Annotated in this window: 17 protein-coding genes and 2 pseudogenes; 9 read left to right on the top strand and 10 right to left on the bottom strand. The window is 60.9% G+C overall.

The annotated features are described in order from the left end of the window. Positions 1-33 precede the first annotated feature (33 nt). The gene (locus tag ABH944_RS11245; protein ID WP_472975131.1) at positions 34-837 is read right to left on the bottom strand and encodes an amino acid ABC transporter ATP-binding protein; all 804 of its coding nucleotides are present in this window, start codon (positions 835-837) and stop codon (positions 34-36) included. Continuing rightward, positions 834-1,772 (bottom strand): amino acid ABC transporter permease, encoded by a 939-nt coding sequence (locus tag ABH944_RS11240; protein WP_404613351.1) that lies wholly within the window; start codon positions 1,770-1,772, stop codon positions 834-836. The genes ABH944_RS11245 and ABH944_RS11240 overlap by 4 nt, the downstream gene beginning before the upstream one ends. 190 nt (positions 1,773-1,962) lie before the next feature. Here ABH944_RS11240 and ABH944_RS11235 point away from each other — a divergent pair, with 190 nt between their 5' ends. After that, positions 1,963-2,892: a LysR substrate-binding domain-containing protein gene (locus ABH944_RS11235; RefSeq protein ID WP_404613353.1), complete on the top strand. Its 930-nt coding sequence runs from the start codon at positions 1,963-1,965 to the stop codon at positions 2,890-2,892. A 323-nt stretch (positions 2,893-3,215) separates the two neighbouring features. Here ABH944_RS11235 and ABH944_RS11230 read toward each other — a convergent pair whose 3' ends face one another. The 5 genes and pseudogenes from ABH944_RS11230 to ABH944_RS11210 all read right to left on the bottom strand — a co-directional run bounded on the left by ABH944_RS11230 (position 3,216) and on the right by ABH944_RS11210 (position 9,272). After that, positions 3,216-4,943: a carboxylesterase/lipase family protein gene (locus ABH944_RS11230; RefSeq protein WP_404613355.1), complete on the bottom strand. Its 1,728-nt coding sequence runs from the start codon at positions 4,941-4,943 to the stop codon at positions 3,216-3,218. A 563-nt stretch (positions 4,944-5,506) separates the two neighbouring features. Next, positions 5,507-5,801: pseudogene (locus ABH944_RS11225) on the bottom strand (transposase); the annotation flags it as partial. A gap of 36 nt (positions 5,802-5,837) precedes the next feature. Beyond that, a complete protein-coding gene (locus ABH944_RS11220) occupies positions 5,838-7,283 on the bottom strand; it encodes a DEAD/DEAH box helicase (protein WP_404613357.1) in 1,446 nt (481 codons plus the stop codon). 268 nt (positions 7,284-7,551) lie between these two features. Next, complete coding sequence (locus ABH944_RS11215; RefSeq protein WP_404613359.1) at positions 7,552-8,295, bottom strand: bestrophin-like domain; 744 nt, start codon at positions 8,293-8,295, stop codon at positions 7,552-7,554. A gap of 308 nt (positions 8,296-8,603) precedes the next feature. Further along, positions 8,604-9,272 (bottom strand): TetR/AcrR family transcriptional regulator, encoded by a 669-nt coding sequence (locus ABH944_RS11210; RefSeq protein WP_404613361.1) that lies wholly within the window; start codon positions 9,270-9,272, stop codon positions 8,604-8,606. Positions 9,273-9,420: 148 nt separating this feature from the next. On the opposite strand from ABH944_RS11210, the gene ABH944_RS11205 reads away from it, so the two are divergent. From ABH944_RS11205 to ABH944_RS11195, 3 genes are read left to right on the top strand one after another with little or no spacing between them, the layout of a single operon-like run. Next, positions 9,421-10,077 carry an O-methyltransferase gene (locus tag ABH944_RS11205; protein WP_404613363.1) on the top strand — a complete coding sequence of 219 codons (657 nt, stop codon included), beginning with the start codon at positions 9,421-9,423 and terminating at the stop codon, positions 10,075-10,077. A gap of 7 nt (positions 10,078-10,084) precedes the next feature. After that, the gene (locus tag ABH944_RS11200) at positions 10,085-11,443 is read left to right on the top strand and encodes a hypothetical protein (protein WP_404613365.1); all 1,359 of its coding nucleotides are present in this window, start codon (positions 10,085-10,087) and stop codon (positions 11,441-11,443) included. A 31-nt stretch (positions 11,444-11,474) separates the two neighbouring features. Continuing rightward, positions 11,475-12,830, top strand: coding sequence for a PHB depolymerase family esterase (locus tag ABH944_RS11195; RefSeq protein WP_404613367.1), 1,356 nt, complete (start codon positions 11,475-11,477; stop codon positions 12,828-12,830). Between the two features lie 130 nt (positions 12,831-12,960). Here ABH944_RS11195 and ABH944_RS11190 read toward each other — a convergent pair. Further along, positions 12,961-13,041: pseudogene (locus ABH944_RS11190) on the bottom strand (catalase); the annotation flags it as partial. Positions 13,042-13,155: 114 nt separating this feature from the next. Beyond that, positions 13,156-13,368, bottom strand: coding sequence for a tautomerase family protein (locus ABH944_RS11185; RefSeq protein ID WP_404613368.1), 213 nt, complete (start codon positions 13,366-13,368; stop codon positions 13,156-13,158). A 170-nt stretch (positions 13,369-13,538) separates the two neighbouring features. Here ABH944_RS11185 and ABH944_RS11180 point away from each other — a divergent pair, with 170 nt between their 5' ends. Further along, a complete protein-coding gene (locus ABH944_RS11180) occupies positions 13,539-14,489 on the top strand; it encodes a LysR family transcriptional regulator (RefSeq protein WP_404613370.1) in 951 nt (316 codons plus the stop codon). Here the strand turns inward: ABH944_RS11180 and ABH944_RS11175 are convergent. Beyond that, positions 14,470-15,198: a FadR/GntR family transcriptional regulator gene (locus ABH944_RS11175; protein ID WP_404613372.1), complete on the bottom strand. Its 729-nt coding sequence runs from the start codon at positions 15,196-15,198 to the stop codon at positions 14,470-14,472. The two genes, ABH944_RS11180 and ABH944_RS11175, sit on opposite strands and share 20 nt — an antisense overlap. Positions 15,199-15,608: 410 nt before the next feature. Between ABH944_RS11175 and ABH944_RS11170 the strand changes: the two genes are divergently transcribed. The 4 genes from ABH944_RS11170 to ABH944_RS11155 are packed head-to-tail and all read left to right on the top strand — an operon-like array spanning position 15,609 to position 20,281. Next, positions 15,609-16,736, top strand: coding sequence for a sugar ABC transporter substrate-binding protein (locus ABH944_RS11170; protein ID WP_404613374.1), 1,128 nt, complete (start codon positions 15,609-15,611; stop codon positions 16,734-16,736). Between the two features lie 34 nt (positions 16,737-16,770). Then, positions 16,771-18,321, top strand: coding sequence for a sugar ABC transporter ATP-binding protein (locus ABH944_RS11165; RefSeq protein ID WP_404613376.1), 1,551 nt, complete (start codon positions 16,771-16,773; stop codon positions 18,319-18,321). Next, positions 18,318-19,298, top strand: a complete 981-nt coding sequence (locus tag ABH944_RS11160; protein ID WP_404613377.1) for an ABC transporter permease — start codon at positions 18,318-18,320, stop codon at positions 19,296-19,298. Before ABH944_RS11165 ends, ABH944_RS11160 begins: the two co-directional genes overlap by 4 nt. After that, positions 19,295-20,281 (top strand): ABC transporter permease, encoded by a 987-nt coding sequence (locus tag ABH944_RS11155; protein WP_404613379.1) that lies wholly within the window; start codon positions 19,295-19,297, stop codon positions 20,279-20,281. Before ABH944_RS11160 ends, ABH944_RS11155 begins: the two co-directional genes overlap by 4 nt. The last annotated feature ends 32 nt before the right edge of the window (positions 20,282-20,313 follow it).

Here is a 20,313-nt window from a genome sequence, read left to right as displayed (position 1 = left end):
GAAGTTTCCAAATCACCGATGAACCGTCATGCACTAAGTGCGCAGGCTGGAAAGAAAGCGTTTGCAGCGTTCGGTTCCGCCGCCATTGAAGATGTAGGCCGGTGTGCCCTCATCGACGATGCGGCCGCCGTCCATCAGCACCACGCGGCTTGCCACCTTGCGCGCAAATTCCATCTCGTGCGTGACGACAACCATCGTGGTGCCCGCGATCGCCAACTCCTTGATCACGTTGAGCACTTCGTTGACGAGTTCCGGATCGAGCGCACTGGTGGGCTCGTCGAACAGCATCACTTCCGGTTCCATCGCGAGTGCGCGCGCAATCGCGACGCGCTGCTTTTGTCCTCCGGACAGTTCGGCCGGGTAGTGGTGCATCCGGTCCGCAAGTCCAACGCGCGACAGCAAATACTTGCCATGCTCCATCATGTCGCGCTTGCGCTTGCGCCCGACGATGCATGGGCCGGCCAGCACGTTGTCGAGCGCCGAATAGTGCGGGAACAGATTGAAGCCCTGAAACACCATGCCGAAGTAGCGGCGTTGCTGGTCGAGCGTTTTGTTCGGCAGGCGGACGCAGCGCGTACCGCGCATTTCCGTGCCTAGCACCTCGCCCTTGAAGGTAATGCTGCCGGCATCGATCAATTCGAGCATATTGATGCAGCGAAGCAGTGTGCTCTTGCCCGAACCGGACGGCCCGATCATCGCAACGACTTCGCCTTTGGACAGCGAGAAGTCCACAGCATCTAGCGCGGTGAAGTCGCCGAACTGCTTCGTGACGGCATGCATGTCGAGAAAGCGTGTCGTGTCGTTCATCGGCGGTGTGTCCTTGAGGATCGCGTTCACGTCCGCACTCCTTTCCTGAAGTGACGTTCAAGCAGACTCTGCGCAGCCATTGCGAGGCTCGTCAGCGCCAGATACCAGATACAGGCGACGGTCAGCAGCGGAATCGTTTCGAAGTTGGTCGCGTAGATCAGTTGCACAGTCGTCAGGAGTTCGACATAACCGATCACCGTGACGAGCGACGTGTTCTTGAACATTGTGATCAGTTCGTTGGCGAGCGGCGGAATGATGATGCGCACCGCTTGCGGCATGACCACATGCCACATCGTCCGGAAATCGCTCATGCCGATCGCCTTGCAGGCTTCGCGCTGTCCGCGATCGACGGCTGAGACGCCACCGCGAAAAATTTCCGCGCTATAGCCGCCGAGGTACATCGCGAGCCCGATCACGGCCGCGCTGAAGCGCGAGACGATCTGGTTGGTGTCGACGTCGAACAGGTTCGCGTGCAGTAACGGCAGCGGCAGATAGAGCCGCGGAATCAGCGCCGACAGGAAGAACAGGAACAGCAGCATCGCAAGCGGTGGCGTCGCGCGGATGATCCAGATGTACACGTAGCCGGCGGCGCGCAGCACTGCGTTGTCCGCCATCCGGCAGGCGGCGACCACGACCCCAAAACACAGGCCAAGCGCGCTCGACAGCACGGTCAGGACCAGCGTGTTTCCTAAACCCTTCATCACGCGCTTGTTGAACAGGTAGTGGGCGACGATGTCCCATTGCCAGCGCTGGTTGTCGACCACCAGTTCGACGAACAGTACGAAGACGACGAACAGCATGGCGTACCAGAACCAGTCGGATTTCTTCGGGCGAGCGTGAATGCGTGAGCCCACAGGCGACTGCCCGCCGGGCCTGTACGCTTCGCTCTTATGCAGGCGGCCGAGCGGCGTCTCCGTGAAAAACGCAGCAGGGTCCTGCATGTCTTTTCTAGCTTCAATGTCCACTGGCCTGTCCTCGTGAAGCAGTCGGTTCGAAAGATGCGCAATGCGTCGATGAAGCGACTATAGGCAGGCAAAACTATTACATCCAACATAATTTTGTTCGTTTGATCCTACTCTATGTAATGCCCTAAGATTGCTGCACGGTGGGCTTTCAACGCTGCCGCATTGCACCAATAATCGAGGTGACACGCTCGTGGCCAGACTCAATGCCAAGCAGATGGAAGTGTTTGTCGCGGTGATGACGCACGGCTCGATCACCGCTGCCGGTCAGCGCCTGAACGTATCGCAACCGGCCGTGAGCCGGATGATCGAGCGCTTCGAGCAGGAGGCCGGTTTCGTCGCTTTCGAGCGGCGCCGAGGCAAGCTGGTGCCGACGCCGGAAGCGGAAATCTTCTTCGCCGAAGTCACGCAGGTATATCGCGGCCTCGATTATCTGAACGAAGTGGCGAGAGAAATCGGCACCACGCGGCGCGGCTATTTACGCGTCGGTGTATTTCCCGCATTCGCTGAGGGCTGGATCACCGAGCGCATCGCGCGCTATGTCGCGGGGCGCGAGGAACTGCTGACGTCGCTGGAGCCGATGTCGACCGATAGCGTGATCGAAGCCGTGTCGCGGCAAACCATAGATCTCGGTATTGCGCTGCGCGCGTCGGATCGCGAGGGTTTGCGCAGCGAGGAAATCACCAGTTCGGAGCTTGTCTGCATCCTGCCCAAAGGGCACCGCCTGACGGGACGACCCCTGTTGCAGCCGACCGATCTGTCCGGCGAAGACTTCATTTCGATGGCCGCCAAGGTGAAGGCGCGGACGTCGATCGATGCGGTGTTCGATTCGAGCGGTGTCGAGCGACGCATTCGCGCGGAGACACCGTGGGCATCGACGGTCTGCCATATGGTGGCGCATGGTCTGGGCGTCGGGCTCGTGATCCACGAGTCGGCGCTCGAGTTCGCGCATCTCGGCTATCACATCGCCGCGTTCAAGCCGCGCATCGACTATCGCGCGTATCTGATTACGTCGACCGCTCGCCCGTTGTCTACGGCGGCAAAGGGGTTTCGCGACATGCTGCTGCTCGAATTCGACCAGGCAAAGAAGGCACCGCGGGCGTCGAAGCGTTGGCCGGCCTGACAAAAACATGGCCCCGCGTCAACAGGACGATGGGCTCACAGGCACTGTGGAGAAACGCAAATACGCGAACGCGAATGAGCGAAGCTAACTGGCGGCCCAGCGCCGGATCGCTGAAGCCCGGGCGGCCGATTTTGACGTCTCTTACTGGAATCCTGCTTTTAACGGTCTTTCTATAGCGAGGTGCATATCGGCTATTTGCACCGCCTTGGATGACGCTGGCCGGTTTGGTCAGCGTCATCCAATACCGATTCCCTCCATTCGAAATAGTCCCGACACTTTTCCCTTAGTATCATTAAGCAGGTATGGATCTTAATCTCGCGTGCTTACTGGTATTGGCGGTTAACCGTCAGGTTTGCGTCGTTAAGTGGCTGCACAAGATCGATTTGTGCTTTCACCGGATTTGGTTGATCCACTTGCATCGTACCGGCCGCGGTAAACTCAATCTGATTGTCGAGCGCGATGCTGTACACCGGCCAGTTGGTGACGCCCGCGTCAGATGGATTTCCCGTTTTGGCAAACGCCGCCCAATACGCGTTCATGCGTTGCGCGACCTGCTCGTCCTGACTCGTGACCGCGTTGCCGTACTGCGACGCAAGGGTGTCGAAGACATACGGTACTTCGGCAGCATGGACTGCGCCGCTGACCGTGTTTTGCACTGATTGTGCAACGTACGAAAAGCGATACAAGTAGGTGGGGGCGCCTCGGGAGGTGAAGTTTCGTGCAACAAAACGCGCGGGCTCGTCCATCGTAATTACACGGGAGATCTGGCTTTCGACGGCGGCGACGGTGGCCGTGCCCGTGGGATCAAATGCCGAGCTTGCTGCAGCTACATTTTGAGCGCCAAAGATCGCGTACGCCTGGTCTTTCGTCGTAATACCGGGAGTGGAAAAGCCGAGGTCGGCATTGTTTACCCCGAGCAAGAGAGGCACTTTGGCGAATTGCCCACTGTTGTATAGATTTTCGGGTTCATCGAGCACCAATTTGCCATCGACGATCGCGCCGCCCGAAAAGGTAGCGACGTTTTGCGGAGTATTCAACGTCGTAATGTCGAGTCCATCGACGACTTGATCTGCGGACAGCGCGCGCAGCGCTTGCAGCGCGTTGGTGTCGGCGCCATTGATACCGAATTGCTGAGCGAATACGGTACCCTGTTCTTCGGCGGAGGCGCCGAAGGTTTTTGAGTTACGTGTGAGGGAACGCCCGTAATATTGATTTACGCGTCCATTGCCAGACTCGTTAATTGCCTTCTGGAATAATCCTGCGGCCAATGGTGACGTCAAAAGATTATGGATCGACTCACCGCCGGCCGATTCGCCGAAAAGCGTGACGTTTCCGGGGTCGCCACCAAAATTGGCGATGTTGCGCTGCACCCACTTCAACGCGGCGATTTGATCCATGTAGCCGTAATTGCCCAACACCTGGCCGGACTGCGCTGCGGCCGCGGTGAGCGCGGGATGGCCAAAGAAACCGAAGCGGCCGACACGATAATTCAAAGTGACGAGGATGACGCCTTGTTTGGCAAATTGCGTGCCGTCATATTCGGGCATGGACGTGCCGCCCACGACGTATCCACCGCCGTAGATCCAGACCATGACCGGTAACTTGGTGTTTGACGAGGACCCGGAACTGCTGGTGGGACGCCAGATGTTGAGATACAGGCAATCTTCGGACGGCGTCGTGGCCAGCGGCGTAGCCGCCGGGTCGACAGGCTGCATGCAGTCGTGAACAAATGACGTGGCCTGGAGCACGCCGTTCCAGGCAGCCACAGGTTGAGGTGGTTGCCAGCGCAGGTTGCCGACTGGCGGAGCCGCAAAGGGGATGCCCTTGTAAGCAATGACGCCATTGGTTGTCGCGCCCTGCACCGCACCGGCATCAGTCATGGTGGTAGTCGGCGTGGTCGACGAGCCGCTATCACCACATCCCCCCAGCATTACAGCAACACCGGACGAGACCAGGAGTGTCGATAAACGTTTCAATCTGGTTTGCGTCAATACCACGTAAAATCTGAATTTTTCCAACACGTGATTTCTTGGCGTATTAGTGGATTTCATTATCCTGTCCAGGTGCGTAAAACATCATTTGCCCACGATGGTGTCCATGTCGTAAGGCGGGGTGTGCGGCGCCGCATGGAATCCAGTATCTGTGGGGTGATTTTGAGGGTCAAATTCGCGACAATAATGGCGAATATGAATTCCGTTCATGCACATTGAGCAACGGCCAATATATAAATGTGGGTTTAAAACTGATCTGCTTTAAGTTATGAAGTCGAGTAAATGTGACCCACCTGGACACCTGATCCATTCTTCAAATTGATCAAACCGGGCTTTCGTTTATCACAGGACGGGCGGCAGCATGGCAGTATCGGAGTCGGTAGCGGCGATTCGGCAATGCACGAAAGCAGGTATTGCGGAATGACTAGAACGGGGAAGGCGTGAATGGCCGCCGTGGCCGACCACACGCAGGTTGATACGGCGGCGCGAATGACCGCTGAACCGTCATTCTGTTGAAAAACAGCTGTTTTAGCCGCAGCGAAAAAAATCTTGTGCCGCGAATTTGAGTCCGCGTTGATTCCAAACGTGCGAGATCTTCGAGGAAGCTACGCCCCCAACGCTCATTACGCGGCCGTGATCTCGTTCTGCTCGTCGTTAGCCATCAATCGAATCGCCATTCGTCGCAGATTTTGTGCTGTTGCTGCCATCAAGAACTCATTGTGCGCACCGCTTGGCCGTCGCAGGCGCAAGCGGTTAAGCTTGAGGATGCGTTTGAGGTGAGCGAAGAGCATTTCCACCTTCTTTGGCTCGCGCCGAGATTGCTTGTAGGCAGGCGTGGTTGCGATGCGCTTTGCTTCTTCGCGCGCGGCTTCATAGACCACTGCGCGCGATCTTCCGAAACGGTGTGTTCGGGCAGCAGCCGGTTCCAGGGCTGGCGTTACTCATCCCCTCGCGTCAGGGTTGGCGTTTGCCGCCGCCACCAGCGGGTTTGCCAGCCGGCTTGGCAGAACCCGCAACCGGCTTGCTGGCGGGTTTGCTGCGTGGCTTTTGCACGCTGAATGGGTTACCGCTTACGAAGCTTGTGCCTTTACCCTCGGCCACAGCGCGCTGAACCGCAGGCTTGCGATCGTTTTCGCCACTTTGCGGGCGCAGTTTCTTGCTGAGCACTTGCACGGCGCCCGGCGCAGCTTGTGGCATTTTTGGCTTCTTGGGCTTTTTGGGTTTCTTGATGATCTGGCCCGTCGCACTAGTTTGCGGCACGCGGTGTTCGGCTTCGAAACCCGCCTCTTCTTCACGGGGCAGCGTTTGCCGGATCAGCGCTTCAATCGTGGCCAGTTGCGGCGCTTCATCGGCACACACGAGGGACACCGCCACGCCGCTGGCCCCCGCGCGACCGGTACGGCCAATACGGTGCACATAGTCTTGCGCCACGATCGGCAGATCAACGTTGATCACCAGCGGCAGGTCGTCGATATCCAGCCCGCGAGCAGCTACATCGGTGGCTACCAGCATATGGACTTCGCCCGTCTTGAAGCGCTCCAGCGCACGCAGGCGCGCGGGTTGCGGTTTGTCGCCGTGAATGGTGTCGACCGCATAGCCCGCTTCATCCAGCATGGCCGCCAGGTAATCCACGCCATTGCGGGTTTTGACGAACACCAGCGCGTGCTGCCAGTTGTTCTGAGTCACAAGGTGCATGAAGAGGTCAGGCTTGTTCTTTTTATCCACCGGCACCACCCACTGCTTGATCTTGCTGGCCGTTGCATTGGGTGCGCCGACGCTGATGTCGACCGGGCCCCGGAGAATGGCGGCCGCCATGGCGCGGATATCATCGGTAAACGTAGCGGAGAACAGCAGGGTCTGGCGCTGAGCGGGCAAGGCAGCAAAGACGGCGTTGAGTTCGCGCGAAAAGCCGAGATCCAGCATGCGGTCGGCTTCATCCAGCACCAGCGTTTGTACCTGATCAAACTGCACCGCGTTCTGGCGATTGAGATCCAGCAAACGGCCCGGTGTGGCAACGAGCACATCCACGCCTTTGCGCAACGTCATCATCTGAGGGTTGATACTCATACCGCCGTAGGCGGCCAGAAATCGTAAGCCGAGGCCCTTGCCGTAATCGATAAAGCTTTGCAGCACTTGTTCGGCCAGTTCGCGCGTGGGCACCAGCACCAGGACACGTGCGCGGTTGCTGGACACCGCCGGGCCGTGTTCCACCAGTCGTTGCAACAGCGGCAACGCAAAACCCGCCGTTTTGCCAGTGCCGGTCTGTGCCGCAGCCATGACGTCCCGGCCACTGAGCACAGCAGGGATCGCCTTGGCCTGCACCGGCGTAGGTGTCTGGTAATTGAGGTCCTGCAAATTACGCAGCAAGGGATCGATCAGGCCAAGCGAGGCAAAAGACATTACCGTATTCCGGGCTAAAGCCGCAATTCTAGCGGTTACCGCCTGATTGCACCGCGCAGATCAATGGTCAAAAATATCGACGTCGATTGCCACTAAAAACGTAGCGGTGCCGGGCGCCGCGCCATCAAACCGCATAATCAGACCGATGATGGCTTTCAAGGATTCCTTCCCGACACGTTGCCGAGATGCTGACGACGCCGCTTCGACGACTCCTGAGCTATTGAGGCTGCGTGTGGCCGTCCCGGACAAGCTGATGAGCGGGCAACCGTCAGCGATTCTCAGGCATCACTTGCAACAGCGGCTCCGGCGTCAGCGCGACGTCTCCTGTGAAGGGCCGATCGTGGGAGAGGATGAGCAAAAAGGTTGTGGCGAGTGCCGCCGAAAACAGACCGATTGCCACGGCCGATGTCAGCCGGTTGTCGCAATGAACGAACGCGATGGCGAACAGCAGGCACACCGCCAGAAACGCCAGGCATAACCATTTGACACCGTTCACTTCGCTGCGACTGATCAGGATACGTTCGCGACGCGCTTCGAGAGCATGCTGCAGGGACGCCGCGACCTCGCGCTGCGCCGTCTGCTGTCCGGGCGTCACGACTGGCAGGGATAGCGTGAACTTCAGTGCGTTGTTCAGCGTGGGAGGACTGACGTTAAGTGTGACGGCTCCGTTCGCCACGAGCGGCCATTCAGTCGTCGCGGTGTACTGGATGTAGTCTCGGACCATTCTTCGCAGTTCGGTCTGGGCTTCGATTGGCAAAACGGCAGACATGACAATAACCGATCGCAGCGCACTCGCTTCAGTGGCAACCGCGACATTGGCGCGCGCTGTATCGTTCCAGACCTGCGAGGCCGTGAAGGCGATAAACAAGCCGAATATGATACCGAGTGGAGAAAGCAGACCAGGCGAAATTGCCTTGAATGATCGTCCATATCGACCGGCGGCAAGCCATCCGGTGACGAAATGGATGGCCGCGCCCACGAGAAATATCGCACCGAAAGTGACAAGTGCCATCAACCATAACGGCAGCTCATGTACCCATATACTCATCATTGTGGTTGCGCAGTGCGCAGTCCGAACGGGATATTCCTGGTGGGTCGGGGAATCCAAACCCCTCAACGAAACCACGAAGCTCCGTGGGTAGTCTGTGCGCTCGACAACGTTGCGCCGTGACGGCCCAACAACCTGTCTCTCGGCATTGGATGGACAAGCAACGACTGGTTGAAGCCTGCCAGGTACAACGGCCTCCCGACCTCGCCGCTTCAACTCTTTACACGGGTGCGTGGTAAGGGGCAGGCATTCGTTCATCCGCCCAGGGTCAGCTAAACTTCCGAACCAATGCCGCGTAGATAGATCGCGAACCGCTTCTTGATGTGTTCGGTCCTGAGCGCGCGGTCCGCTGCTTGCAGTAACCGTCGACGTGGCAGCAGCGCTCCGAACACAATATCCATCAGCATACCCGCGTGAACCAATGGGTCTTCGATCGACATCCGGCCGCGCCCGGATTCCAAGAGCAGCCATTCGACAAGCGCTTCGCGGGAGCGGATAACCTCGTTCTCGTAGAGGTAGTCGGACAGTTCGGGTAGCAAAGTGGATTCACGGACAATCAAATTCAGCACGGCCTCGCGCGCAAGTTCGGCGTCGTCATCGAGGTCGAGTCGGAAGATCCGCACGAGTGTCTCGAAGACAGGCAGATCCTCTCCATCTGGTCTCGGCAGATCAACAATCAAGTGCTGGCAATCCCGGATCACTTCCGCAAAAAGTTCCGTCCTGTTGGCGAACGCCTCGTAGATTGCACGCTTCGACACCTTCGCCCTGGCTGCTACTTCGGCCGTGGTCGTACGCGCGAATCCGAGTTCGACGAACGCCTCACGCGCCGCCGCGAGAATCGAGCGCCTGCGTTCTTCGGATTCGACGACCTTCGGTCTTCCGGGCCGTCGCGCCAACGTTGCCGACACGTTGTCACCAGGATCTTCACCGCGTTTTGCCATGCCGACACGCCTCCTTGAAATACGGTACCATATAAGTACCTTAATTTGTTTTAGCTGGTTTCATCGCTAAGCCCGTGATCTTTGGCTCGGACGCGACGTTCCGCCAGCTTGCTACTTCTACACAACCCCGTTAAGCAAGGAGAAACGCATGCCACGTGAAATTCCCCAGTCGAGCGGGCCCAGCCCGATCCGCGATTCTCGCGTAGTGGACGTGATCCAGCGCCTGAACGCGTCACGCCGTCACCCGGAACGGGGTGCCTTCGACGGGCCGTCGCGCCATGACGCGGAAGCGTTCGCCGATTACGGCTTCTCGATCCGTCCCGATCAGGGTGATCTTATCTATCTCCTGTGCCGCGCAATGGGCGCGAAGCGGGTCGTCGATTTCGCGACCTCGATCGGCATGTCGGCACTCTATTTTGCCGCCGCGATGCGCGACAACGGCGGCGGTCTCGTGATTGGGTCCGAACTCGTGCAGGCGAAGGTCGACACCGCGCGCGCAAACCTTTCCGACGCGGGGCTCGCCGATTTCGCCGACATCCGCGTGGGCGACGCGCGCGAAACGCTGCGCGATCTCGGCGGCCCGATTGACTTCGCGCTGATCGATGGCTGGCCGCAACCGGAAGGTCCTTCGCTTGCCCGCACGGTGATCGAGATCATCGCCCCGCAACTGCGTGTCGGCGGCTATGTGCTGAACGACAACGCGGAGCCGGATTTTCTCGACTTCATCCGCGACCCGGCCAACGGCTTCATCTCGACCACACTGCCAATCAAGCGCGGTACCGAGCTCGCGTTGAAGATCGGCTAAAGCGCCCATGCAATCAAGACGCAACTTCCTGCTTGCGGGACTTGGCTTGAGCGCCGCGACGCTGACGCTGCCGGGCATTGCATGCGCGGCCCTCGCGAAAGATGTTCCAACGTTTCGCGCGGGGGCCGGCCGTGCAGACGTCAGTTTTCCGCCGAGTCTGTTTCCACTCGACGGCTTCACCGGTGTGCACGATCCGCTGGCCGTGCGCGTGCTGCTGCTGGATGACGGCCGTGCGCGGGTCGGCATGGTCGTGATCGACCTGACGTCCATCTCCGACGGGATGATCACGTCGACGAAGGCAATCCTCAGCGGGACCGCAGGCGTCTTGCCGGCTAATGCGATCGTCTGCGCCGGCCATTCGTTCGCGACTCCTCACGTTTTCGTCGGCGGGCACGTCCCGGCGGATACCGACCTTTCCCGCAACGACGCCATGCGGCAAGCCTTCGAGGCGGCGATACGAACAGCCGCGGCGCAGGCGGCATCGTCGCTGGAACCGGCGCGATTGGGCTTCGGCGAGGGCACGAGCCGGGTGAGCGTCAACCGCGACATCCCGACGCCGTACGGCTGGTGGCTGGGCGCGAACGACGCGGGATTCGTCGATCCCTTCCTCGGCGTGATGCGCGTGGACGACCGCAACGGCAAACCGCTCGCTGTCCTGATGAACGTCGCGGTGCAGCCTTCGGTAATGGACGGCTCGCAACTCGCCGCGGGCGGCAAGTCGATTTCCGCCGATCTCGCCGGCGCAGCCGCGCGGCGTGTCGAGTCGCATTATCCGGGCGCCGTCGCATTTTTCATTTTGGGCGCCGCAGGCGACCAGTCACCCTATCTGCAGGCGAACCGCCATGTGATCGGCGACGGCGGCGTCGTCGGTCGTGTCGGCTTGCACGAAGCCGGTTTCACGCTGCTCGAGCTGCTCGGCGAGCGCCTTGCGGCAGATGTGGTTGCCGTGGCAGGCAGCATCGAGACACGATCCGCGCCGACGCTGCAGGTTGTCCGCGAGCACGTCCAGTTGCAGGGCGTCGATTTCTCGCCGCGCAACGCACCGGTCGGTCCGGTCACTGCATTCAAGTACCGGCCGGGTGCGAAGATCGAAGAGCCGGTAGTGCTGGTCCAGATGGGCAGCATCGCTTTCGTCGGCGTGCGGCCGGAGCTGGCTGCGACCATCGGTTCGAGGATCCGCGCCGGCTCACCGTATCCGCATACGATCGTCGGGACGATGGTCGATGGCGGCGCCAAGTACCTACCCGATGCACAGAGCTATGACCGCTTCACTTACGAGGCACGTAACTCGCCCTACGCGCCGGGCACGGCGGAAGAGCTTGCCAACGCCGTCGTCGGCAAGCTGACGCAGATGCACGGACGTTGAAACACTCGAGCCGATAGATGGGAGCAAAGAAGTGAAGAGTCAGACACGACGCAATTTCCTGATGATGAGCGCAGGCGCTGGCGCATACCTGGCGATCCGCGTGCCGGTGTTCGCAGCAACCGAGGTAACGCATGCGAAGGCCGCCACGGCGATCACGCAGGTGTTCGGCGACGGCATTCGGCTGACGGCGGTCGCCATCGAATACAGTGCACCCGTGAGCGGCGCGGAGCTAACATCTGCCAGCTTTCATGTGGACGACCGGACCGTGACCGGCGCTTACGCGAGCACGTCCGTGAATCCCGCCGACCGGGATGAGAACGGCCGCTTCGTCATTGTGACGCTATCCGCCGACGACGCCAACGCTGCGCTCGCGGAAAAGACTGGGCAGCCGCAAGGCAATTCGACGTCCGCAGACCGCGCGCCCGGCAAGAACGGCGTCGGCAAGGCCGGCGACATCCCACGGGAGGACACGCGTTACCGGCATGCGCAAGCCACGGTCACCCAAACCGGTCCGGTGACCGCGACAAACGGCGCCGTCGTTCGCGCCTTGAGTCGCCCGCTCGAAACCACACATGTCCGGAATCTGGTCGTCGACGACTTCCGCGCGCTCCAGTTCCACGATCCGAAGACCGGCAAGACGCTGCGGTATAACCTGTTCGTGCCGAAGAACTACGACGCAACGCGGTCATATTCGTTGGTGCTGTTCATGCACGATGCCGGCGCGACCGGGACCCAGACGCGGAACACGCTCTATCAGGGATTGGGCGCCGTAGTCTGGGCAAGTCCCGAGGAGCAGGCGAAGCGCCCTTGTTTCGTGCTTGCGCCGCAGTACGCCGAGATCATCGCCGACGACGATTCCAATACGTCCAGCGCGCTCGACACAACGATCGATCTGGTGGAGGCGCTCGCCAGACAATACAGCGTCGATCGCAACCGGTTGTACGTGACCGGGCAGTCCGGGGGTTGCATGATGGCCATCGCAATGGACATCAAGTATCCCGATCTCTTCGCTGCGTCGTTTCTCGTTGCGGGCCAGTGGGGGCCGGAACTCACGAAACCGCTGGCGCGGCAAAAGCTATGGATCATGGTGTCGCAAGACGACCCTGGCGCGTTCCCCGGTGATAATGCCATCACTACGGTGCTCGAGAGGGAAGGTGCGAGAATCAGTCGCGCGACATGGAACGGCACCTGGACGACGCAACAGTTCCGTTCCGCGTTCGACACGATCGATCGCGAAGGCAGCCCGATCAACTATGTGACCTTTGAAAAAGGCACTGTCATTCCGCCGGGTCAGACGACTGCGGGCGCCAGTGGACATCGCAACACCTGGCGCATCGCTTACACAATCGAGCCTGTCCGGGAATGGGTGTTCTGCCAGCACAGATGAGAACTCGGCACTGAACTCCGCGTTTACTCCGAATCCGGCCGATGGCTGCATAGTCCCAAGCAGTAATTTCGCGGACTCCGGGCGACTCCTGTTACAGGAGCGGTCATTCGAACATCGGGAGTCGCATTTGCGCTAATCCGCGAATGTCGCGCTCGGCATCAGCCGCACCACGTTCTCCCGCCACGGTGGAAAAAGGGGCAAACACCGGTGTTTATGGACCCACGCGTGTTCGAATAATGGTGTCGTCGACATGGTGTTCGCGTCCTGCGGGTTTGACTTGCGATTGAACAGGCGCGAGGCGGTAATCCTCGCGCCGGTATGGGCATCAGTTGCGCGGGATACCCTTCTTCTCCATCGTCAGGGTCTCGTCGGCGCGCCCCCAGCCACCGTCGGCGACCTCATCCACGAGAACCATCGAGTAAGGACGGACGCCCTCGCCGAAGTACTCGACGAACATGGCCGTCGTGCGATGGATGATCTCTTCTTTTTTCGCGGCATCGAGCGTGCCTTCCGGAAACTTGTAATTGGCAAATGGCATGAAAGACTCCTTTATTGAGGATTGGAAACGAGGCGTCGGTTTTCGGCACCTGGACATTGCGCAGTTGGCCGACTGCCTTGAAAGCGATTATTCCAGCGCAGAGTACCTGGATAAATGGTGGTAAATTGCCATGACTATTCAATGGGAATAACTAATCGAGATCGGCGGATATGGATCGCTTTGACACGCTGCAGTTGTTCGTCAGGATCGTGGAGCAGGGCAGTTTCACCAAAGGCGCAAGCATGGTGGACATTCCGCGCCCGACGGCGACCTATGCCATCAAGGCACTCGAGGCGCGGCTCGGCACGCGGTTACTCGAACGAACAACGCGGCACGTGCGGCCGACACTGGACGGCCAAGCTTTTTACGAGCGCTGCGTGCGCATCCTGAGCGAGATCGACGACGCGGAGTCGTCGTTCTCGCACCAGACCAGCAACCCGCGTGGCGTGTTGAGGCTGGACCTGCATGGCACGCACGCCACACGCATCGTGTTGCCGCGCATCGACGAGTTTCGTGCGCGCTATCCGGGTATCGAACTGGTGGTGAGTAGCGGCGATCGCCTCGTCGACCTCGTGCGCGAAGGTGTCGATTGCGTGATCCGTGGGGGGCATCCGCGCGACTCGTCGCTGATCGCGCGGCCCGTGGCCGTCGTGCCGCAGATCATTTGCGCGAGCCCCGCCTATCTGCAGCGATTGGGCATGCCCTCGAAACCGGCTGATCTGAGCTCGCATGAAGCCGTCGGCTTCTTTTCTCAGACGAGCGAGTCCTCCTATGCGATCGAACTGCGCATCGAGCGGAAGATCACTGAATTCAAGCTGCGTAAATGGATCTCGGTGGGCGACGCCGAGAATTATCTCGTCTGCGCGTTGCGCGGGGCGGGTCTGATTCAGTTGCCTCGCTTCCATGTAGAGGACGAGCTTGCCGATGGTCGCCTGGTGGAGGTCCTGAAGGAGTGGGAGAGTCCGGGCTTACCCATCAATATTCTCTATCCCCAGCACCGGCAGCTCGCTCCGAGGGTCCGTGCTTTCGTGGATTGGGCGAGTCAGGTGTACGCGGCGAAATTCGGCGGTGAGGCAAGAATTGCGAATAGTGAAAGTCGAGCTAACGCCAAGCCTTCGTGAATTCGCCGATCACGCGCGAGAGATGCGCCTGCATCGCCGAGCGCGCAGCGGCCGCGTCGCGCGCCGCGATGGCCGAAAAGATGCGCTGATGGTCTTCCTGTGAAGCCGCCCGCAGCGCGGGCGTATGGAAGTGCTCTTCAATCTTTTTCCACAACGGGTCGGCGCGGGAGTTGTCCCACATCGCGGTCACCACGAGCCGGAGCACTTCGTTTCCCGTCGCCCGCGCAATCGCCAGATGGAACTCGCGGTCAGCGGCCTCGTTCGCGGCCTTGTCATCCATGTTTTCGCGCATTGTGCGCAATGCAGCGAAAAGCAGGTCGAGGTCCGAATCCTTGCGTTCGGTTGCAGCGAGCGCCGCGATTCCGCTTTCAATCACCCCCCGCGCGCGCAGCGTCTCGATCGGGCCTGGCCCACGCGGCAGTTCGAACGTGACGGAGCGCGCCTCGGGTGCTTCGGCCACGTAAATGCCCGACCCTACACGCACCTCGACCACGCCCTGTATTTCCAACGCGATGATCGCCTCCCGCACCAGCGTGCGGCTTACACCGAAACGTTCGGCGAGCGTGCGCTCGGAAGGCAGGCGGGCACGAGGCCCGACGCGGCCAGCCGCGATCAGGTCGTAGATCTGTTTCGCCAGCCCGACATAGGTACGGTCGGCCGCGTTCGCATCGGCGGCTCGGCCGGTTGGCGTGTGCGAAAGATCGGCCATCCAGGATTCTCGAAATCGTTGAAGCCGCCCGGCGGCGGCTGAAGTTCGCCGGAATGGTACACCAATTTCGTGTGACGCCGCGCTTGTCCGCCGCACGCCTGTCTTCGTCCATCCAGCATGGAAATGGCATGATTTCAGCCCGACCACGCGGTGCACCTTTCGCACTGGTAAACCACTATCGCGGGCAGATTGGTATGCCAGTACTGTCAGACGGGGAGGCGTCCGCGTATGGCCTCGGTTCCGCTTCGAGGGGCGCCTTTGAAGAGACCATGCCGCCAGGTCGGCGAGTCCGATTCTCCCGCTGTAGCACATCCGCAAGATTCCCTGCGTTACGCACACCGTGCCGGTAATTCACACCAGGCGATGTGCGCCGGCATCCGGTAGGTTCAATCCAACAAACAGGAGACAACATGCTTTCAGGAATCCAGGTGCTTCGAGCGGCGGCGACCGCGGCATTGGCGCTGTGTGCTAGCGGGGCTTTCGCGCAGGCATCGATCGTTTCCGGACCGCCCAGCGATCCCACGTGCATGGTCCCATGGAAGAGCGACACGAAATTCGTCAAGTATCCGAAGAAGAGCGGGCCCTACCGAATCGCGCTCGTGAACGGCTATATCGCGAACACCTGGCGGATCCAGATGATCAAGACGGCCAAGGCCTATACGGCGCAACCGGCCGTCGCCGCCAAGCTCAAGGAATTCAAGGTCGTCTCGACCGGCGAGGACGTACCGGCGCAGATTTCGGCCGTCAACAACTTCATCGATGCCGGTTATGACGCGATCATCGTCGACGCGCAGAATCCCGCCTCATTCGGACCCGCGATCCGCCGCGCGAAGAAAGCCGGCGTCGTGCTGGTCGCGTTCGACAACACGCTCGACAGCGAAGACGCGATCAACGTCGACGTCGACCAGTACGGGCTCGGCGTGTTGTGGGCCAACTGGCTCGCGAGCCACCTGCCGAACGGAGGCAAGGCGCTCGAGGTCCGCGGGGTGGCGGGCACGTCGGTCGACACGGACCGGCACAACGGTTTCCAGAACACGTTGAACGCGACCGGCAAGAAGTGGAACATTGTCCAGGTCTATGGCAAGTGGGACGACGGGGTCGCGCAGAAAGCCGTCGCCGACGCGATTGCCGTGCAGGGCCATTTCGATGGAATTTCGGCGCAGGGCGGCGACACGGGTGTCGTGCGCGCGATGCTCGATGCGAAACATCCTTTCGTGCCGTTCGGCGGCGAAACGGAGAACGGCTTTCGCAAGTTCTGTGCGCAGTATGGGAGCCAGGGCCTGAAGTGCACGTCAGCGGGTAGCGGTCCCGCGCAGGTGGCGGTGGCGATCAAGACGGCGCTCGCCGCGCTGGACGGCCAGACGATCCCGGTCGCGATCAAGCTGCCGCTCGACGTCACCGACGATTCGAAGCTTAAGGCGGGCGTCAACTATTTCCCGAACGAGTCCGACAACTTCTTCGTCGGCAACTCGTTTCCGACTTGCGGCATCAATTTTTCCGCGCAGGAAATCATGACGCAGAGCCAGGGCAACCAGTGATCGGGTTGGCCTGCGACGTGACGGGAGACCAAGCATGCGGCAGGACAACGAGCAGTCGTTCTTTCAGATGTCTGGCGTGTCCAAAAGCTACGGGGGGGCCGTCGCGCTGGATCAAGCGGATCTGGCGGTGCGCAGGGGACGCATCCACGCGATCCTCGGCGAGAACGGCGCGGGGAAGTCCACGCTGCTGAAGGTGATGTCCGGCGTCGTGCAGCCGGACGAGGGAACGATGCACCTCGATGGTCGCCAAGTCGCGTTTGCGTCGCCCGCCGAGGCGAACGCGGCCGGCATCGTCTGCGTGTATCAGGAACTGTCGCTCATCCCTGACTTGAGCGTGGCAGACAACATCTTCGCTTCGAACCCGCCGCGACGCTTCGGCATGATCGACCGCCGGGCCCAGCGCCGTCAAGCCGAGGCAGCGCTTGCACGAGCGGGCGCTGCCGACATCAATCCGCTCGCGAAAGTCCGCGACCTGCCGCTGTCGCGCCAGCAGATGGTTGAGCTCGCAAAGGGGCTTGCGCGCAAGCCGCGCATCCTGATTCTCGACGAGGCCACGTCGGCGCTGACCGCGGCCGACGTGGCGCGCGTCATCGAGGTGCTCAAACGCCTGCGCGAAGAGGGGCTCGCGCTGCTCTTCATCTCACACCGGATGCACGAGGTGAAGGCGCTCGCGGACGAATGCACGGTCTACCGCAACGGTCGTCATGTGATGAGCTTCGAGGCGGGCACGCGCTCCGACAATGAGGTAGTCGAAATGATGATTGGCCGCAAGTACCAGCACGCCTTTCCGGACAAGCCCGAGCGCCGTCTCGCCGCTGGACCGGTTCTCGCCTGTCACGATCTCGCCTGGAACGACACGCTGCAGGGCGTCAGCTTTTCGTTGAAGCCCGGTGAAATCCTCGGGCTGGGCGGCCTCGACGGGCAAGGGCAGCGCGAATTGCTGCTCGCATTGTTCGGCGTGTTGCGCGGTTGCACGGGGGAGATTGAGGTCGACGGTAAGGTCGTGTCGATCGCGAGTCCCGTGATCGCGCGCGCCAACAAAATCGGTATGGCGCTGATTCCCGAGGACCGCAAGACCGAAGGCCTGATGCTGCCGATGTCGGTGCGGGAGAACCTGTCCTTCGCGGCTCTGGATCGCATGTCGACCGCAGGCGTGATTGATCGCGACCGTCAGCAGTCGTTCGTCGACAGGATGATGGGGCTCCTCGCCATCAAGTCGTTCAGCGTCGACGCGGCCGTGGGCTCGCTGTCGGGCGGCAACCAACAGAAGGTAGTGATCGCGAAGTGGCTGATCCGGCAGCCGAGAATCCTGCTCCTCAGCGACCCGACGCGGGGCATCGACGTCGGCACCAAGCAGGAGATCTACCAGTTGCTCAGGCGCCTCGCCGACGCAGGCGCCGCGATCGTTTTCTATTCCACCGACTATGACGAACTCATCGGCTGCTGCGACCGCGTGCTCGTGCTGTACGAAGGCCGGATCAAGAAGGAACTCGTCGGGCCGGAGATCACCGAGCAAAACCTGATTGCAAGTGCACTGGATTTGCCCGTCGGACAGATCTCTCCTTCCCTGGGAGTCGCGCCATGAGCGGGCTGCGTTACTGGTATGCGGAAAATCGCGGGGCGGCGTTCGCCTTCGGCCTGTTCGTGCTGATGTTCGCGATCTACCTCTTCAACTATCCGTCGACGCTGTCGGCGAACGTGTTTCAGACGGCAGCGAACAAGGCGGTACTGCTCGCGCTGGTATCGATGGGTCAGGCGCTCGTCGTGCTGACGGCTGGCATCGACCTGTCGATCGGCATGACGCTCGTGCTGACGAATTGCGTTGGATCGTGGATTGTGACGGGCGACGCGCTGCACAGCGCACTCGGCATCGTTGGCGTGCTCGCGGCCGGCGCGCTGTGCGGCGCGCTCAACGGCATCATCATTATTTACGGTCGTCTGCAGCCGATCGTGACGACGATCGCAACGGGGGCTGTCTATTATGGCCTGGCGCTGCTGCTGCGACCGGTTCCCGGCGGATCGATCAACGAGGACCTCGCCGACGCACTGACCGGCAAGGTCGCCGGAGTCGTGCCAGCGAGCTTGCTGATTTTGCTCGCGGCTGTGGCGATTGTCTGGATTCCTTTCAAACGTTCGGTGGTCGGGCGCGCGGCATACGCGACCGGCTCGTCCGAATCTGCGGCCTTTCTGTCCGGCATGCCGATCCGCCGCGCGAAGTTCGCGAGCTATACGCTGGCTGGCCTGCTCGCCGCGATCGGTGGTTTGTTTCTGACGTTCTTCACGGACACGGGAGAAGCGAGCCTAGGCAGCGCCAACTCATATACCCTGTTTTCGATCGCCGCCGTGGTGATCGGCGGCGTGTCACTGCTGGGCGGAAAGGGCAGCGCGATCGGCGCGATCTTCGGCGCATTCGCATTCCGTTCCATCGGCGACCTGCTGTTCGTGTTCAACGTCGATGCGCTGTGGCAGCCGCTGTTCCAGGGTGTGATTCTTCTGCTCGCTGTCGCGATCGGCGCGTGTGGGCTGTTCAGGGTGCGCAACCGTCTGGAGTGGTTCCAATGAGCGACGTTTCCGCAACCAGCCGGCCCACGTTCTTGTCGAGGCTCACGCGCAAAATCGACCGGCCGATCGTTATCGCGTTCGCATGCATTGTCGTGCTGCTGCTCGTCGGCGGCATGTATTCGCGGAACTTCATGTCACCGGAATACATCCTGCTGCAGTTGAAGGTTGGCGCGTTCCTTGGCATCATCGCGACCGGCCTGATGATGGTAATACTGCTCGGCCACATCGACCTGTCGCTGCCGTGGACGATCACGGTCGGCGCGATGATGGCGTGCGCCGTCGCGGGGCACGGCGAACTCGGGGACATCCTCGCGATTCCAGTCGGGATCGGTTGTGGCGTGCTGATCGGTATCGTCAACGGTATCCTCGTCGCGCTCCTGCGCATTCCGTCGATGATCGCGACGCTCGCGACCAATGCGGTCGCGCAGGGCGTCATGATCGCCTACACGGGGGGATCGTCGCCACAGGATTCCGCGCCACACGTGATGCGATGGCTCGCGGCGGGCTGGCTCGTACCGGGCGTACCGAATGCCGTCGCGCTGTGGGTGCTGATCGGCGGCGCCACGATGTTCCTGCTGTCGCGCACGACCTTCGGTCGCACGCTGTACGCAATCGGCAACACCGAACGCGCGGCGTACCTTTCCGGCATCAATACGCGGTTCGTGACAGTGGCCGCTTTCGCCGTGTGCGGCGCGTTCGCCGCGTTCGGCGGCGTACTGCTTGCGGGTTATGCGTCGAAAGCGGCGCAGTCGATGGGCGACGCTTACCTGTTGCCGGCGATCGCTGCGGTCGTGCTCGGCGGCACGTCGATTCTAGGTGGCCGGGGCTCGTACCTCGGCACAGTGGCCGGCGCGATCCTCATCACACTGCTTCAGTCGATCCTCTCAGTCGCGCAAATGCCGGAGGCGGGGCGCCAGATCATCTACGGCGTGGTGATCGCGGCGATGCTGCTGCTATATGGGCGCAGCAAGCGGGAAGCGTAGGAAGAATCGGTTGTCGTTTTCTGTTCGCTCAC

Origin of the sequence: Caballeronia udeis (assembly GCF_044909315.1) — a bacterium.
In the GTDB taxonomy this organism is placed as follows: domain Bacteria; phylum Pseudomonadota; class Gammaproteobacteria; order Burkholderiales; family Burkholderiaceae; genus Caballeronia; species Caballeronia udeis_A.
Note: the sequence above shows the minus strand (reverse complement) of the source record. Positions and strands in the feature narration are given on the sequence as shown.